Annotated in this window: 17 protein-coding genes; 5 read left to right on the forward strand and 12 right to left on the reverse strand. The window is 63.8% G+C overall.

The annotated features are described in order from the left end of the window. The first annotated feature begins 62 nt into the window (after positions 1-62). Positions 63-3,539 (forward strand): NahK/ErcS family hybrid sensor histidine kinase/response regulator, encoded by a 3,477-nt coding sequence (locus AB688_RS21505; protein WP_063545835.1) that lies wholly within the window; start codon positions 63-65, stop codon positions 3,537-3,539. On the opposite strand, the gene rmuC is transcribed toward AB688_RS21505, so the two are convergent. After that, positions 3,511-4,884 (reverse strand): DNA recombination protein RmuC, encoded by a 1,374-nt coding sequence (gene rmuC, locus AB688_RS21510; protein WP_162714452.1) that lies wholly within the window; start codon positions 4,882-4,884, stop codon positions 3,511-3,513. The genes AB688_RS21505 and rmuC overlap by 29 nt on opposite strands. Positions 4,885-5,052: 168 nt before the next feature. After that, positions 5,053-5,475, reverse strand: coding sequence for a tetratricopeptide repeat protein (locus AB688_RS21515; protein ID WP_063545837.1), 423 nt, complete (start codon positions 5,473-5,475; stop codon positions 5,053-5,055). A gap of 956 nt (positions 5,476-6,431) precedes the next feature. Here AB688_RS21515 and AB688_RS21520 point away from each other — a divergent pair. The 3 genes from AB688_RS21520 (at position 6,432) to AB688_RS21530 (ending at position 8,793) form a co-directional block, all read left to right on the forward strand. Beyond that, on the forward strand, positions 6,432-6,656 hold the full coding sequence (locus AB688_RS21520; protein WP_054890933.1) for a hypothetical protein: 225 nt from the start codon (positions 6,432-6,434) through the stop codon (positions 6,654-6,656). Between the two features lie 246 nt (positions 6,657-6,902). Next, positions 6,903-7,385 carry a hypothetical protein gene (locus AB688_RS21525; protein ID WP_063545838.1) on the forward strand — a complete coding sequence of 161 codons (483 nt, stop codon included), beginning with the start codon at positions 6,903-6,905 and terminating at the stop codon, positions 7,383-7,385. 145 nt (positions 7,386-7,530) lie between these two features. Then, positions 7,531-8,793, forward strand: coding sequence for an OmpP1/FadL family transporter (locus tag AB688_RS21530; protein WP_063545839.1), 1,263 nt, complete (start codon positions 7,531-7,533; stop codon positions 8,791-8,793). 43 nt (positions 8,794-8,836) lie between these two features. Here the strand turns inward: AB688_RS21530 and AB688_RS21535 are convergent, their stop codons facing one another. Continuing rightward, positions 8,837-9,766 (reverse strand): LysR family transcriptional regulator, encoded by a 930-nt coding sequence (locus AB688_RS21535; RefSeq protein ID WP_054890936.1) that lies wholly within the window; start codon positions 9,764-9,766, stop codon positions 8,837-8,839. Between the two features lie 118 nt (positions 9,767-9,884). On the opposite strand from AB688_RS21535, the gene AB688_RS21540 reads away from it, so the two are divergent. Beyond that, positions 9,885-10,142 carry a DUF2798 domain-containing protein gene (locus AB688_RS21540; protein ID WP_063545840.1) on the forward strand — a complete coding sequence of 86 codons (258 nt, stop codon included), beginning with the start codon at positions 9,885-9,887 and terminating at the stop codon, positions 10,140-10,142. 24 nt (positions 10,143-10,166) lie between these two features. Here the strand turns inward: AB688_RS21540 and AB688_RS21545 are convergent, their stop codons facing one another. The 9 genes from AB688_RS21545 to cobU all read right to left on the reverse strand — a co-directional run bounded on the left by AB688_RS21545 (position 10,167) and on the right by cobU (position 16,761). Beyond that, positions 10,167-10,718: a glutathione peroxidase gene (locus AB688_RS21545; RefSeq protein ID WP_063545841.1), complete on the reverse strand. Its 552-nt coding sequence runs from the start codon at positions 10,716-10,718 to the stop codon at positions 10,167-10,169. Positions 10,719-10,759: 41 nt separating this feature from the next. Then, positions 10,760-10,882: a hypothetical protein gene (locus AB688_RS27365; protein WP_256673900.1), complete on the reverse strand. Its 123-nt coding sequence runs from the start codon at positions 10,880-10,882 to the stop codon at positions 10,760-10,762. Next, on the reverse strand, positions 10,879-12,081 hold the full coding sequence (locus AB688_RS21550) for an MFS transporter (RefSeq protein ID WP_063545842.1): 1,203 nt from the start codon (positions 12,079-12,081) through the stop codon (positions 10,879-10,881). The genes AB688_RS27365 and AB688_RS21550 overlap by 4 nt, the downstream gene beginning before the upstream one ends. A gap of 63 nt (positions 12,082-12,144) precedes the next feature. Next, positions 12,145-12,549 carry a MarR family winged helix-turn-helix transcriptional regulator gene (locus tag AB688_RS21555; RefSeq protein ID WP_063545843.1) on the reverse strand — a complete coding sequence of 135 codons (405 nt, stop codon included), beginning with the start codon at positions 12,547-12,549 and terminating at the stop codon, positions 12,145-12,147. Between the two features lie 53 nt (positions 12,550-12,602). Next, the gene (locus AB688_RS21560) at positions 12,603-13,781 is read right to left on the reverse strand and encodes a glycoside hydrolase family 5 protein (protein WP_063545844.1); all 1,179 of its coding nucleotides are present in this window, start codon (positions 13,779-13,781) and stop codon (positions 12,603-12,605) included. Positions 13,782-13,887: 106 nt separating this feature from the next. After that, positions 13,888-14,622 carry an adenosylcobinamide-GDP ribazoletransferase gene (locus AB688_RS21565; RefSeq protein WP_063545845.1) on the reverse strand — a complete coding sequence of 245 codons (735 nt, stop codon included), beginning with the start codon at positions 14,620-14,622 and terminating at the stop codon, positions 13,888-13,890. After that, positions 14,622-15,191, reverse strand: coding sequence for an alpha-ribazole phosphatase family protein (gene cobC, locus AB688_RS21570; RefSeq protein WP_063545846.1), 570 nt, complete (start codon positions 15,189-15,191; stop codon positions 14,622-14,624). Before cobC ends, AB688_RS21565 begins: the two co-directional genes overlap by 1 nt. Beyond that, positions 15,188-16,243, reverse strand: coding sequence for a nicotinate-nucleotide--dimethylbenzimidazole phosphoribosyltransferase (gene cobT / locus AB688_RS21575; RefSeq protein ID WP_063545847.1), 1,056 nt, complete (start codon positions 16,241-16,243; stop codon positions 15,188-15,190). The genes cobC and cobT overlap by 4 nt, the downstream gene beginning before the upstream one ends. After that, entirely contained in the window at positions 16,240-16,761 is a 522-nt protein-coding gene (cobU, locus tag AB688_RS21580) for a bifunctional adenosylcobinamide kinase/adenosylcobinamide-phosphate guanylyltransferase (protein WP_054890943.1), read from the reverse strand. The genes cobT and cobU overlap by 4 nt, the downstream gene beginning before the upstream one ends.

The raw sequence follows: 16,761 nt of genomic DNA on the forward strand, positions 1-16,761 counted from the left end.
CCGCGCACGCGTGCCAGACTGATTGATCGGGACCGCGTTTTCATTTTTGCTCCGGAGTTTGCATGTCGTTGTCCAGCGGGCTGATCGCCGTGGTCGCCCTGGCCTATATGGCCATCATGTTCGCCATCGCCTTCTACGGCGACCGTCGCAGCACGCCGTTGCCGCCGCGCCTGCGCGCCTGGGTGTACAGCCTGTCGCTGGCGGTGTACTGCACCAGCTGGACCTTCTTCGGCGCCGTCGGCCAGGCGGCCGAGCAGCTCTGGGCGTTCCTGCCGATCTACCTGGGCCCGGTGCTGCTGCTGATCTTCGCACCCTGGGTGCTGCAGAAGATGGTGCTGATCAGCAAGCAGCAGAACATCACCTCGATCGCCGACTTCATTGCCGCCCGCTACGGCAAGTCGCAGACGCTCGCGGTGGTGGTTGCACTGATCTGTCTGGTCGGCGTGCTGCCTTACATCGCCCTGCAGCTCAAGGGCATCGTGCTCGGCGTCAACTTGCTGATCGGGGCCACTCCCGACGCTACCGGTACCCGGGTGCAGGACACGGCGCTGGTGGTGTCGCTGGTGCTGGCGCTGTTCGCCATCGTCTTCGGCACGCGCAGCCTGGATGTCACCGAGCACCATCGCGGCATGGTACTGGCCATCGCCTTCGAGTCCCTGATCAAGCTGCTGGCGTTTCTTGCCGTGGGCGCCTTCGTGGTGTTCAACCTGTATGACGGCTTCGACGACCTGTTCAGCCAGGCGCGCCAGTCGATCCACCTGGAAAGCTATTGGCAGGAGACGATCAACTGGCCATCGATGGTGGTGCAGACCGCCGTGGCGATGATGGCGATCATCTGCCTGCCGCGGCAGTTCCACGTCACCGTGGTCGAGAACATCGAGCCTCAGGACATGCGCCTGGCCCGCTGGGTGTTCCCGCTGTACCTGGTGCTGGCGGCACTGTTCGTGGTGCCGATCGCCCTGGCCGGGCAGATGCTGCTGCCGGGCACGGTGATTTCCGACTCCTTCGTCATCAGCCTGCCGCTGGCCGAAGCCCACCCGAGCCTGGCCCTGCTGGCTTTCATCGGCGGCGCTTCGGCCGCTACCGGCATGGTGATCGTCGAGGCGGTGGCGCTGTCGACCATGGTGTCCAACGACATGCTGCTGCCCTGGCTGCTGCGACGCACCAACGCCGAGCGCCCGTTCGAGGCGTTCCGTCACTGGATGCTCTCGGTGCGCCGGGTGGCCATCGTGGTCATCCTGCTGCTGGCCTACGTGAGCTATCGCCTGCTCGGTTCCACCGCCAGCCTTGCGACCATCGGCCAGATCGCCTTCGCCGCAGTCACCCAGCTGACCCCGGCGATGCTCGGCGCCCTGTACTGGAAGCAGGCCAACCGCCGCGGCGTGTTCGCCGGCCTCGCTGCGGGCATCTTCCTGTGGTTCTACACCTTGGTGCTGCCGATCGCCGCCCATAGCCTGGGCTGGTCGCTGCAGTTGTTCCCCGGCCTTGCCTGGCTGCACGGCAACCCGCTGGACCTGCCGATCACCCCGCTGACACAAGGGGTGGTGCTGTCGCTGGCGGGCAACTTCATGCTCTTTGCCTGGGTCTCGATTCTGTCGCGCACCCGGGTTTCCGAGCACTGGCAGGCCGGGCGCTTCATCGGCCAGCAAACCAGCGCCCGCCCCAGCAGCCGCCCCCTGCTGGCCGTGCAGATCGACGATCTGCTCAACCTTGCCGCGCGTTTCGTCGGCGAGGAACGCGCGCGGCAGAGCTTCATCCGCTTCGCCTACCGCCAGGGCAAGGGCTTCAACCCCAACCAGAACGCCGACGGCGACTGGATCGAACACACCGAGCGTCTGCTCGCTGGCGTGCTCGGCACCTCCTCCACCCGTGCGGTGGTCAAGGCCGCCATCGAAGGCCGCGACATGCAGCTCGAAGACGTGGTGCGTATCGCCGACGAAGCCAGCGAGGTTTTGCAATTCAACCGCGCCCTGCTGCAAGGCGCCATCGAGAACATCAACCAGGGCATCAGTGTGGTCGACCAGAACCTGCATCTGGTGGCCTGGAACCGTCGATATCTCGAACTGTTCAATTACCCCGACGGGCTGATCAGTGTCGGCCGACCGATCGCCGACATCATCCGCTACAACGCCGAGCGCGGCCTGTGCGGCCCGGGCGAGGCGCAGGTGCACGTGGCGAGGCGCCTCCACTGGATGCGCCAGGGCCGGGCGCACACCTCGGAACGGTTGTTCCCCAACGGACGGGTGATCGAACTGATTGGCAACCCCATGCCCGGCGGTGGCTTCGTCATGAGCTTTACCGACATCACCCCGTTCCGCGAAGCCGAACAGGCGCTCAAGGACGCCAACGAGGGCCTAGAGCAGCGCGTGGCCGAACGCACCCACGAGCTGTCGCAACTGAACCAGGCGTTGTCGGAAGCCAAGAGCCATGCCGAGGCGGTCAGCCAGTCCAAGACCCGCTTCCTCGCTGCCGTCAGCCACGACCTGATGCAACCGCTGAATGCCGCGCGGCTGTTCTCCGCCGCCCTGTCACAACAGGCCGAGGGCCTGAGTGAAGAGGCCCAGCAACTGGTGCAGCACATGGACAGCTCGCTGCGCTCGGCAGAGGAATTGATCAGCGACCTGCTGGACATCTCGCGCCTGGAGAACGGCAAGGTCACCCCCGACATCAAACCCTTCGCGCTCAACGAACTGTTCGACACCCTGGGCGCCGAGTTCAAGGTACTGGCGGCCGAGAAAGGCCTGGAATTCCGCCTGCGCGGCAGCCGGCTGCAAGTCGCCAGCGACATGAAACTGTTGCGCCGGGTGCTGCAGAACTTCCTCACCAACGCCCTGCGTTACGGCAAGAGCCCGATCCTGCTGGGCGCTCGACGCGAAGGCGAGCACCTTTGGCTGGAAGTCTGGGATCGCGGTCCGGGCATTGCCGACGACAAACTGCAGGTGATCTTCCAGGAGTTCAAACGCCTGGACAGCCATCAGACCCGCGCCGAAAAAGGCCTGGGCCTGGGCCTGGCAATCGCCGATGGCCTGTGCCGGGTGCTCGGGCATCGCCTGGAAGTGCGCTCGTGGCCAGGCAAGGGCAGCGTGTTCCGGGTCAGCGTGCCGATCGCCAGGCATCCCGTCGCAGCGCCCGCAGCGCCCGCGGAACCGGGCGGGCAACCGCTCGCCGGGCTGCAGGTGCTGTGCGTGGACAACGAAGACAGCATCCTGATCGGCATGAACAGCCTGCTCGGGCGTTGGGGCTGCCAGGTCTGGACCGCACGCAACCAGGCCGAGTGCGAGGCGCTGCTATTGAAGGGCATGCGCCCGCACCTGGCGCTGGTGGACTACCACCTGGACGACGGCGAAACCGGTACTGGCCTGATGGCCTGGCTACGCACGCGCCTGGGCGAACCCGTTCCAGGCGTGGTGATCAGTGCCGACGGGCGCAACGAAACCATCGCCCAGGTGCATGCTGCAGGGCTGGACTACCTGGCCAAGCCGGTCAAGCCCGCCGCCCTGCGTGCGTTGCTCAATCGGCATCTGAGCCTGGTTCAGTAAGCGTCGCATCGGCCAGCGCCTCATCCGACAGCGCCCGCTCCAGCAGGTCGGCCGGCAAGCTCTTGCTGGCGCGCGCGCCTAGCAGCTTGAGCTGCTCGCTGCGGCTGATCAGGTTGCCGCGCCCTTCGCACAGTTTGTTGCGCGCTGCGGCGTAGGCCTTGTCGACCTGCTGCAGGCGCGCACCGAGCTCGTCCAGGTCCTGGATGAACAGCACGAACTTGTCGTACAGCCAACCCGCACGCTCGGCGATCTCGCGGGCGTTCTGGCCCTGACGCTCCTGCTTCCACAGGCTGTCGATGACCCTCAGGGTCGCGAGCAAGGTGGTGGGGCTGACAATGACGATCTGTCGGTCGAAGGCTTCCTGGAACAGGCCCGGCTCCGCTTGCAGCGCTGCCGAGAAGGCCGCTTCGATGGGTACGAACAGTAATACGAAATCCAGGCTGTGCAAGCCATCCAGCCGGCTGTAATCCTTGCTGGAGAGGCCTTTGACGTGACTGCGCAAGGACTGCACGTGCTGTTTGAGCGCCGCCTCGTCATTGCCGGAGACGAACTGTTGGTAGGCGGTGAGGCTGACCTTGGCATCGACCACCACCTGCTTGTCCCCCGGCAGCATGATCAGCACATCAGGCTGGAAACGCTCGCCATCGGCGCTCTTCAGGCTGACCTGGGTCTGGTACTCGCGGCCTTTCTCAAGGCCCGCATGCTCCAGTACCCGCTCAAGAATCAACTCGCCCCAGTTGCCCTGGGTCTTCTGGCCCTTGAGCGCCTGGGTGAGATTGGTGGCCTCATCAGACAGACGCAGGTTGAGTTGCTGCAGGCGCTCAAGCTCCTTGCCCAGCGAGAAGCGCTCGCGGGCCTCCTGCTGATAGCTCTCTTCGACACGCTTTTCGAAGGCCTGGATGCGCTCCTTGAGCGGATCGAGCAATTGTCCCAAGTGCTGCTGACTGGTCTGGGCGAAGCGCTGCTCGCGCTCGTCGAAAATCTTGGTGGCCATCTCGGCGAACTGGGCACGTAGCGTATCGCGGGCTTCCTGCAAGTCGTCCAGGCGCTGGGTGTGGCTTTCCTGCTGCTCGCGCAGTTCGGCGTCCAGCCGCGCAGCCTGAGCCTCCAGGCGACGCAGTTCGGCTTCGCGGGTCGCGCGCTCCAGGTTCCAGGCATGGGCGGCATCGCGCGCGTTGTCGCGCTCGATCTGCAACAGTTCCAGCTCGCGATTCTGCGCAGCAAGCGTCGCCTGTTTGTGGCTGTTGGCTTCGCTGAGGTCGCTGATCTCGTCGCGGCAGGCTTCGAGCTGCGCCTGCAGGCCAGCCTGGGCCAACTGCGCGGCACTCAGGCGTTCCTGCATCAGGCCGGTTTCGGTTTGGCGGGCGGCGAGCCGACGCTGGACCTGCAACACCCACCCCAGGCACGGCACCGCGGCAGCCACGATGCCCAATAGAATACTGGCCAGGTCCACTGCCATGCTTGCTCCGGTCAACGCTTAGATTGTGCGCAGCTTACAGGTTTTTTGCCGGTGCTAATGCACCGAAGGCAGCAGGCCAAGCAGCCGCCGCGCCTCCTGCGAACCCTGTCCCGCCGCCAGCTCCAGCCAGTACCGCGCTTGCTCGGGATCCTGCGCCTGGCACAACCGGCCATATTCGAGCTGAGCCCGACTGTCACCGGCGCGGGCGGCCTGGCGCAGCAGCTCATGGCCGATACGCCGATCCCGCGCAGTGCCACAGTCACGGCAGAGCATCTGCCCCAGGCGACTCTGCGCTACCACCACGCCCTGCCGGGCGGGTTGCTTGAGCATGCGCCCAGCGAGGTGCTTGACGCTGCGCTTGTCAGCCAGGCGCGGGTTGTCGAGCAGCCACAGGGCCACTTTCAGGGAAAAGCGCTTGGGAGAAACCAACGGCGCAATGGCGGGGGAACCGGCGGGGGATTTACCACGAAACTTCATGACAACAGCGATGGTGATTCGAGAGGCGCGCCACTCTACTCGATTTTTTTGACAAAGGCCCGGGGCAACGTTGGGGCGTCGGAAAAAAATATTTCATGGTTCTTTTCTTGACGTTTTCACCCCAGAGAAAGGCGGTAAGTATTTTCCATGGCTAGGTGTCAGACCCTTCCGAAAACAGCTGGCACGCCCGTCCTAGAGCAAGCCCTAGGGACAATCCACAGAACTTGTGGATAACTCGGTGGACAACCCCCCCTTGGCGCCCGCAAACCCCTGTGGAATGGGGCTTACAGTCAAACTGACGATTTTTTCACCAGCCTAAATAAGTGTTTTTTTTCATTGACTTAAGGGCTCAGTCAAGTCATTGGCGGCGCCCGGCGAAGACGTTGCAGAACAGTTACAAGTCATGCTCCAAGGGTGCACAAGTGCGCCAACAAAGTGCGCGGGCTTGCACCACGGCGGGAAAACAGCGCCGTTTCGCCGCAATTCACTTCTTCACAGATGACCTGCAAACAGAGATAATGATCGGCTTCGCTGAAGAAAAATCAAAAAACGCTTGCCATGCCGCAAACCTTCCAGTAGTGTGGCCGCCGTTAGTACCAAGCTGAACGTCAATTCTGGCCGCAACGTCCTTGCGAATGGCCACCCTCCCCGGGTAGCACCGCTGAAACCAGGACCGGCCCACTCGATGATTCCCTCGACGGCAACAGCCGCTCCAGCACGAATCACCTAATGACAGATTGATCGGGATCTTCACCCAGTGGCCTCGAACCTGGTCCGTGGGATGCTGCCCGCCTTCCGAAGTACCTACCAGTCAGCCCGGCGCCTTACTTGTGCTTGCGCTACCTCTGGCTGCTCTGTTCCGGTCAGGTTTTTCGCCTCCCTTAATAAAGGCGTCACCGGAACGTTTCTATTGTGCACGGATCGAATCCCGTGTCTTGAGCAGGAAATCTAAAAAAATGACTAATCACCATCAGATCCAGCGCGCCTTCGGCACGCTTTCTCAGGCCTTCGCCCCACTGAAGTGCCTCATCGTTGCCCCTCGCAAGGGCAGCTTCAGCTTCACCCTGGTCGACGAACACGGCGTGGCCTGCCACACCGAGCGCCTGTATCCAGAGCAATACACCCACGCAGAGCCGCTGCAGGCGGTGATCGATCGCACCCGCCAGTCGTTGGTCGCATGAATGAATGGGTGAGGATTCACCCCATGAATGACCGCTCTTGATTGCTGCCCGAAACGCTCTTTGCTTAATTGCCACAAGGCATATGGCAGAGACGCTGCGGCAGCAATCGATTTAAAAACAGCCCTTTACACCATGATTATCACACTACACTTCAACTCGAGCGGTGTGAGCCGCTTCCGGCGGGCCTGATCATCCATTAGCTGCCAAGCTCCAGCGCCCGTCGGCCCCTGACAGTTCGAGGGCATCATGGGTATCGCTGCGAACGAGTTGAATCAATATGTGATCCGCCCCACGCTGATCTACCTGGATCGCCATAGCGCGAGCGCCGAAGCCTTGCTGCTGGGCGTCGCAGCTAGCCAGTCCAGCCTTGGAGCAGCCCTGCATGACCGTCGCGGTCACGGCTTGTACAGGATCGGCGAGACGCGCCATCAAACGCTCTGGGACGATTACCTGGCCCGCGATCCCGAGCTGGCGAGCCTGATACGCGGGCTTGCCAGTCAGCATGCCTTCCTTGGCGGCCCGCACTTGGAACTGACCGTCAACCTGCGCTATGCCACTGCCATCGCATGGATGCTCATCGAAGAGCAAGCCACTCCCCTACCCGCCCCCGACGATCTTCTAGGGCTCGCACGAATCTGGCGACAGACATTCCACCCGCAGGGACGCCTGCGCGACTTCACACAGGCCTGGCATTGCTGGGTAAATCCGATAATGTCCCAGGCATCTTAAGAACCGTCCTACAAGCAAACCGGAAAAAAGGGAATTTTGGTCGGATTGTCCTACAAAACCGCTCTATCTCCGCCGATACAGGCTATGGCGTAGTGCGTGATTTGTTGGTAGCTTTTCGCCCCGGAGATCCCAAGGAGTTCTAATAATGAAAACAGTCATGCTCAAAACCTCTCTCGGCGTCGCTATCGCGCTCGCTTCCAGCCAACTGTTCGCCAGCGGCTTCGCCCTCAACGAACAGAGCGTCAGTGGCATGGGGACAGGTTTTGCGGGTCGTTCTTCCTCTGCCGACGATGCCAGCACCATTTACGGAAACCCTGCCGGCATGTCGCGCCTCAAGCGCGAACAGATCACCGTAGGCGGCGCAGCCGTCATCGCCAAGACCGACATTTCCGGCCGCGGCAGCAACCTGGGCGGGAAAATGGACGGTGACATGGTGCCGTTCGTAGGCGTGCCCATGGGCTACTATGTCAAGCCAATCGACGATCACTGGAGCCTGGGCTTCGGCGTCTACGTGCCCTTCGGCCTGGTCACCGACTACGGCAGCAACCACGCGGCACGCTACTGGGGCAAGAAGAGCCACGTCGAAGTGGTCACCTTCCAGCCGACCGTCAGCTACGCCTTCAACGACAAGGTGTCGATCGGTTTCGGCCCGACCATCAACCGCATCAAGGGCGAGCTGGGTTCGAGCACCATCAACCCGCGCTCCCCTGGCCGCAACGATGGCGAAGTGAAGATCAAGGGTGATGACACCGCCGTTGGCTACAACATCGGTATCCTGGTCCAGGCCACCGACCGCACCCGCCTCGGCCTGACCTACCACTCGATGGTCGACTACAAGCTCGAAGGCAAGACCAAGATCAACAACGCGTTGATCGGCCCGTTCAGCGGCAGCAAATTCGACGCCGACCTGAAGATCAAGACGCCCGAGTCGGTGGACTTCTCGGTCACCCACGAACTCGACGACCAGTGGACCCTGTACGCAGGCAGCACCTGGACCCGTTGGAGCCGTTTGAAGGACATCACCGTCACCAACGACGTCCCTGCACCGCTGGCCGGCCAGTTCGGCACCATCAGCGAAGAGCAGAACTGGCACGACACCTGGGCTCACGCCATCGGTGCCTCGTACAAGGTGAACAAGGAGTGGACCCTGCGCACCGGCTTCACCGTCGACCAGTCGCCAACCAACAACCACGACCGCTCTCCGCGCATCCCTACTGGCGATCGCAAGATCTTCAGCCTGGGTGCCGGCTATAGCCCGACCGACGACGTGACCATCGACGTGGCCTACTCCTACCTGTGGGAAGAGGACACCAAGGTGAACCTGGCCAGCGCCACCAAAGGCACCTACCAGGCCAAGTACGAGAACAGCGCTCACGGCATCGGAGCGTCGCTCACCTACCGCTTCTGAGTGGGTTCAGGCTGCATGAAAAACCGCCTTCGTGGCGGTTTTTTCATGCCTGCACGCGCCAATGCTCGCCAAGGCTCGCCTGCAGGTACTCCATGAATACCCGCACTTTGGTGGTCATGGCAAAGCGATCGGCCACGCACAGGAACACATCCATCGGTTCGGTCTGCGCATAGGCCTCGCCAGGTTGGGCAGAGTCGAACAACGGCACCAACTGACCGCTGTCCAGGTGCGGACGCACAAGGAACTCGGCCAGGCGCGTCACCCCACCATCGTTGAGCGCCATTTCCGCCAGGGCCTCGATGTCGTCGCTGATCAACACATTGTCGAACTCCGCCTCGAAGCGCATGCCATCTCGCACGAAGCCCCAGCGCAGCAGGCGACCATCGACCGGATAACGCAACACCAGGCAGCGATGATCACGCAGCGCCTCGGGCGTGGTCGGTCGGCCAGCCCTGGCCAGATATCCCGGCGAGGCGCAACAGATGAACGGAATCCGGGCGATATGTCGCGCCAGCAGATGATCTTCCAGCTGCGGCGTGATACGCAGACTGACATCGACATCTTCGCGGGCATGACTGACCCGGCGATCACTCGCAACCATTTCTATCGAAAGCAGCGGATAGCGTGCACTGAAGGCAGGAATCAGGGGCGCCAGGATGCGGCGCCCGAATGCCGATGAGGCGGCAATGCACAAGCGCCCCTGCGGCTCGGTATCGGGAGTGGTGACCTCCTGTTCGGCCAGGATCAGGTCACGTTCTACGTGCTTGACCCGGCTGTAATACTGGCTGCCAGCAGGCGTGAGCGCCATGCTGCGCGTGCTGCGCGACAGCAGGCGGACCTGCAGGTGCGCCTCCAGGCGCGCCAGGTTCTGGCTGACCGCTGCCGCACTCAGGCCCAGTGTGCGCGCCGCACCGGCAATGCTGCCGGCCTCGACGACCTTGATGAAACTGCGGATGGCATTGAGCAGATCCATGGCTGGGCTCTTGGGATTCGTAAGAATCTCTTTATAAAGAACTCAACCCGGCTGGTCTACAGCGCACAACTGACCATTGTTAACCTGGGCTTCTCATGTCCAACCGAGAGGCGCCCTCATGACCCCTTTGCCCCAGCCACGCCGTCGCAAGCTCCGCGCCAGTGCCACACCCTATGTCTTCGCGTTCTACATGTCGGCGATCATGGCGATGCTGATGTGCTTCGTGATCACCGCTGCCACGACCGGCATCGACCAGGACTACTTGCGCAAAGTGCTCCAGGCCTACCAACTGGCGATGCCGGTGGCGTTCGTCTGCGTGCTGATGGTACGGCCCGTGGTGATGCGCCTGGTGGCCATCACCGTGCACCCGCACTGATCGCCCGCATGAGACAGCACGGCATCAGGGCTGCGAAGCAATGGCCTTCTCGATGGCCGCCCGGAACGCCGGATCATCCGGCTTGGTCAGGCTGGAGAAATTGCCGATCACTTCGCCTCGCCGGTTCACCACATACTTGTAGAAATTCCACTTGGGTGCGCTGCTCTGCTGTGCCAGTTCGACGAACAGCGGAATCGCATCCTTGCCACGCACCGGCTGAGTCTTGGTCATGGTGAAGGTGACACCGTAGTTGGCGTAGCAGACCTTGGCGGTCTTCTCGCTATCGGCATCTTCCTGCTTGAAGTCGTTGGAGGGCACGCCGAGCATTTCCAGCCCCTGCTCGTGATACTCCTTGTAGGCAGCCTCCAGCCCCTCGAACTGCGGCGCGAAGCCGCAGTAGCTGGCGGTATTGATCACCACCAGCGGCTTGCCAGCGTAGCGCTGGCACAGATCGACCTGGCCCTTGCCGCGTAGCTCCGGCAGGCTGCCTTGCAGCAGCGCCGGACAACCGGCGGCCCAACTGGAGGAAGTGGCCGCCAAAGCGAGCAAGGGTACTGCGAGCCAACGCGTAAGCATGTTCCCAATCTCCTACAAGACAATTCCTTGCAGGGTAGCGCTTAACAAACGCCCATGCCCAGCTGCATCAATGCCAATCCGCCCTGATGCCAGCCCCACCAGGCGAGCGCCAGCACCAGCAGCGCACCCGCCACCAGCAGCCCGCGCAGCCAGGAGCGGTTCATGCCGCCTTGGCCTGCAGGCGCGCAACCGGGCGTTCGCGCACCGGCCAATTGAGGGCCGCCGCCAGCAGGCTGAGCAGAATGGAGATCTGCCAGACCAGGTCATAGCTGCCCGTGCGGTCATAGACCACCCCGCCCAGCCAGCCACCGAGGAAGGCGCCAAGCTGGTGGAACAGGAACACGATGCCCCCCAGCATCGACAGGTTACGCACCCCGAACAGGGTCGCCACCGTGCCGTTGGTCAGCGGCACCGTCGACAACCACAACAGGCCCATGGCGACGCCGAACAGGTAGGCGCTGAATTCGGTCACCGGTGCCCACAGGAACAGCACGATCACCACCGCCCGCAGCAGGTACAGGCTGGTCAGCAGACGCGGCTTGGACATGCGCCCGCCCAGCCAGCCGGCGGTGTAGGTGCCGACAATGTTGAACAACCCGACCAGTGCCAGCACCGTGGTACCGATGGTCGCCGGCAAGTGCTGGTCGACCAGATAGGCCGGCAGGTGCACACCGATGAACACCACCTGGAAGCCACAGACGAAAAAGCCCAGGGCCAGCAACCAGAAACCGGAGTGCGAGCACGCCTCGCGCAACGCCTGGCCCAGCGTCTGCTCGCCGCCTTGACTGGGTAGCGGCCGATCGCGCAGCAGCCCGACGAAAGGCACGATCAGCGCCACCATCAAACCCAACACCAGCAACGCTGCCGACCAGCCCAGCCACTGGATCAGCCCAAGCGTACCCGGCAGCATGGCGAACTGGCCGAACGACCCCGCCGCGCTGGCGATACCCATAGCCATGCTGCGTTTCTCCGGCGGCACCGCACGGCCAACTACACCGAGGATCACCGAGAACGAGGTACCGGACAGCCCGATGCCGATCAGCAAGCCAGCACTCAGCGACAACGACCAGATCGAATCAGCCATGCCCATCAGTACCAGGCCGGCAGCGTAGAGAATGCCGCCAATGATCACCACCCGCGCCGCGCCCAGGCGATCGGCCAGCGCGCCGGCGAACGGCTGGGCCAATCCCCAGATCAGGTTCTGCAGGGCAATGGCGAAGGCGAAGACTTCACGCCCCCAGCCAAAATCGGCGCTCATGGGGGCCAGGAACAGGCCAAAGCCGTGTCGCACACCCAGCGACAGCGCCAGGATCAGCGCCGCCCCGAGCAGCACCCAGCCACTGGTTCGCCAAACAGAAGTCATTGTTGTTGTCTCCTAGCCATCGCAAGGTTTGTGCGGGTATATACCCGCTTTATAGGGCACATCTCAGGCCAAACGCTCCAACAAGCGAACCAGTTCATCACGCTGCCTCTCGCCCAGATGCTCGACCAACTGTAGCTGAGCCTGCTCCCAGGCAGGATACGCGGCAGCCAGGCAGGCCTTGCCTGCCTCGGTCAGGCACACCAGGCGATTGCGCAGGTCACTGCCTTCGCCAAGCGTCACCAGCCCGTCAGCTTCCAACACACGCAGGTTGCGGCCCAGGGTACTGCGATCCAGACCCATGGCCTCAGCCAGGCTGGTAATGCTCGGCTGGTCGAGCCGCTGCAGATGACGCAACAAGGAAAACTGCGCGACATTGATCCCGAAATCCGCCAAGGCTTCGTCGTAATGTCGGCTCACCCCACGGGCGGCACGACGTAGATGGGTGCAGATGCATTCACTGGTCAACATAAATGCGTGTATATACCCGCACCTTGGAAGTTGCAAGAAGTTTCTGCGCCTGCTCAGGGCTGCAAGCGACGACGGATTGGCTCGAATGCCTCGCTGGCATGACGTACCAGCGGATCGGGCGCTCCTTCATCGATGGCTTTCCAGTAGCGCCATGGCACCTTATCGGTACCCAGCTCATAGTCCATGCCATCCCAGCTGTCCTCGCGAAAACTGTAGAAAGCCCAGTGCAGGCGCTCACGCACGAGCACTTCCAGAACGTCCTCCAGGTAGCGATGACAACCCGGCAGGCGGCGCATGCAGCCGAACTCGCCGACCACCAGGCGTGAACGCGGGACTCGCATGGCTTCAGCCCATTGCAGCGGAAGTTGCAGATACTGTGCTACCCGCGCCGCATCCCAGTGCTCGTCAAGCCCCGCGAAAGGCACGCTGCCCGGGTATTCGAACGGCCGCTTGCGCGCCAGGTTCGGCGCACTGGTGGCAGCGTAGGGTTCGTACATATGCACGCTGTACAGGACACGCGCATCTGCCAGCGGCCTTGGCCAATAGCCGAAAGCATCGGCCGCCGCATACCAGCCGGCATCGACCATCACCGGGGTCTTGTCGTCCACTTCCCGGATCGCTGCCAGCAGTCTGGCCGACAGTGCCGGCAGATCACGCGGCCCGTCCTGCTGTCGCGCATACCAGGCCTTCATCTGGTCTTGCGAGGCATGCTCCGGTAGACCACCCTGCTTTTCCGGGGCGGGCTCATTGACCAGGTTATAGGCTGCGACCGCGGGATGATCCTTCAGCGCCTCTGCCAGATCGCGCCAGAAAGTAGCGGATTGCTGCCAGTAACGCTTGTCCTGCCACAGCCGGTCGTCGAACTGGCCATGGTTGTTCTGCGACCAGCGCATGCCAGGCAGCGAGAGCGGTGCAATGACCACCTTGAGCCCGGCCTGCTGCGCGCGATCCAGCACCTGTTTCAACTCAGCGAGGTCGGCGGCGACAAGCCCGCCGTAGTGGTCGGCGTCTCCCAGAAGGAAGTCCCTGCCGACAGGCCTCCACTTGTCGTAGGAAAGCCGCACCCAGGTGGCACCGTAGGCTTTCAGAGCATCGAAGTAGGCCTGATCCGGCGGCAGGCGATTGAAGCTGTTACCGCCATGGCGGGGGGTGTTCCAGAAGTCGATCAGGTCGGCTGCCAGTGCCAGCAGCGGTGCCAGCGCCAGCAGGCCGGCGAATATCCAGTGACGCATCGGGGCGACTCCTGACAGGGCGAAGGGATAGCGAGCGTATCCCCGTCACCAACAAGACGCTTCGCCAATGAGTGAAGGATATTTCTGGATCGATCGTCCGCGATCATCAACCCAGCAGCGCCAACCCCAGCACCACGCCCAGTTCCAGCAACTCCAGCAGTGCACCCGCAGTGTCACCGGTGGTCCCGCCCAGTCGGCGGCACATCTGCCGCCGCAAGAACGCAAAGACCAGCGCTGCCACCAGCAGTAGCCACAGCGCCAGCCAGCCACCCAGCACCAGACAGACCAGCGCACTGCCCAGCAGTACCCAGCCCGCCGCACGCCTGGGCAGGTGTTCGGCCAGCGCCGAGCCCAGCCCCCCGGCACGCACATAAGGCGTACAGAGGAACAAACCGAGCATCGCAGCCCGCCCGACCACTGGTGCCAGAACCAGCCAGGCACCCGCGCCACGCTCGACCAGCACCCACAGGGCACAGAACTTCAGCAGCAGCACCAGCACCAGGGTGACCACGGCAATCGGGCCACTGCGCGGGTCTTTCATGATCTGCAAGGTGCGCTCGCGATCGCCGAAGCCACCCAACCAGGCGTCCGCGCTATCAGCCAGGCCATCCAGGTGCAGGGCGCCGCTGAGCAGCACCCACAAGGCCAGCAGCAATGCAGCCTGCAACGGTGCCGCGGCCCCCTGCAGCAGCGCGCTGGCAGCCCACAACAGCAGGCCGAACAGCAACCCGACAGCCGGGTAGAACAGCAGCGAACGGCCCATCTGCCGGGGCTCCGGCATGCCCGGCAGGCTTACCGGCAGGCTGCTGAGAAACTGCAGGGCAATCCAGAACGGCAGCATCAAACCACCTCGCGCAACTGGCCGTCGGCGTGCAGTGCCAGACGCATCAGCGCAGCGTGCCGCACCTCGACCTGCAGCAACTGCTCGCGCGGCAATCCACGGGCGCGGGCCAGCAACAGGCGCATGACACCGCCGTGGGTCACCAGCAGCACGCGCTTGCCGGAGTGTTGCCGGGCCAGGGTTTCGACCGTTGTCAGCACACGCTCGGCGAAATCGGCCACCGGCTCGCCTGCGGGCGGTGTGAAGGCGTAGGGGTCGGCCCAGAAACGCCCCAACGCGTCCGCTTCGGTCTGCATGATCTGCGCCGCGCTGCGTCCTTCCCACTCGCCAAAGTGCAGCTCGCGCACACCCGCTTCAAGTTGCACCGGCAGTTGGAGACTTGCGCCTAGTTCGTCGGCGAAACGTGCGCAACGCCGCAACGGCGAACTGACCAGCACATCCCAAGGCCCACCCACCGCGACAGCCGCGCGCATCTGCGCCCAGCCTTGCGCGGTCAGGGCGTCGTCCAGGCTGCCGCGCAAGCCGCCGCCCAGTTCGGTCTCACCATGACGCAGCAGATCGAGGATCATGCCGGACGATCCGCCACCGCCGCTTCGGCGAAGGTCGCCATCTGCCCGTGCAGGGCGCAGGCCAGGCGCATCAGCGGCACCGCCAGCGCAGCACCGCTGCCCTCGCCCAGGCGCAGCCCGAGGGCCAGCAACGGTTCGGCCTGCAGCGCCTCGAGCAAGGCACGATGTCCAGGCTCGGCGCCCTGGTGGGCGAACAGCAGCCACTGGCGGCACTGCGGATTGAGGCGTACGGCAACCAAGGCCGCGACGCTGCAGATGAAGCCGTCGACCAGCACCGCGACCCCACTCTGCGCGCAGGCCAGGTATGCACCCGCCAGCGCGGCGATCTCGAAACCACCGACGCAGGCCAATGCCCGCAGCGGGTCACCATCCTGCAGGCCATGCAGTGCCAGGGCTCGCTCGATCACCTCGGCCTTGTGCCGTACGCCGGCACTGTCGAGCCCAGTACCCGGGCCGCTCAGGGCATCGGCCGGGCACCCCAGCAATGCGCTGGCCAGGGCTGCCGCTGCCGTGGTGTTGCCAATCCCCATCTCGCCACCGATGAACAGCTGTGCGCCCTGGCCTGCGGCGCGCAAGGCACTGTCGCGCCCGGCCGCGAGCGCGGCGCGCAGTTGCGCGTCGGTCATCGCTGGCTGGCGTGCGAAGTTGGCAGTGCCGGCGCCAAGGCGCAGGTGATGCACGCCCGGCAGTTGCAGTTCCGGGTCGATGGTCCCCAGGTCGACCACGTCCAGCGTCGCCTCCAGTTGACGCGCCAACACGCTGATCGCCGCCCCACCGCCGACGAAATTGCGCAACATCTGGCCAGTCACAGCCTGGGGATAGGCGGAGATACCCTCCTCCACCACGCCATGGTCACCGGCAAACAAGCCGATCGCCACGCGCTCGACGGTCGGACGCTCGCGGCCTTGCAGGCCGGCCAGGGTAATCGCCAGCGCTTCCAGTTGGCCCAGCGATCCGGCGGGCTTGGTCAGTTGCTGCTGACGGGTGCGCGCCTGCTCCATGGCATCGTTGTCGAGGGGTTGGCAGGCATCGAGCCACCAGGAGGTGTTCATAGAGCAGGTCCTTTGAGCATGAGAGGAAGGCCGGCAACCGTGAGCACCACGCGCTCACAGCGTTCGGCCACGGCCTGGTGCAGCCAGCCGGCCAGGTCGACGTAACGGCGGGTCAGCTCGCCCATGGGCACCACGCCCAGGCCGGTTTCGTTGCTGACCAGGATCAGCGTGCCGGGCAGGCTGGCCAGGCAGTCGAGCAGCGCGTCACGCTCCTCGACCAGGCGCTGCGGGTCATCGAGCATCAGCAGATTGGTCAGCCACAGGGTCAGGCAATCCACCAGCAGGCAACGCCCTACGTCTGCTTCGGCGCGCAGCACGCGGGCCAGGGCCAGAGGCTCTTCGATCAGCCCCCAGTCAGAAGGCCGGCGCTCGCGGTGCAGGCGCACGCGTTCATTCATCTCGCCGTCCAGCGGCTCGCTGGTGGCGATATAGGTGACCGGCAAACCACTGGCCACGGCCAGTTGCTCGGCCAGGCGGCTCTTGCCCGAGCGGGCACCACCGAGGATCAGGTTGCGCAT

It is taken from the genome of Pseudomonas putida (genome assembly GCF_001636055.1).
Lineage (GTDB): Bacteria > Pseudomonadota > Gammaproteobacteria > Pseudomonadales > Pseudomonadaceae > Aquipseudomonas > Aquipseudomonas machongensis.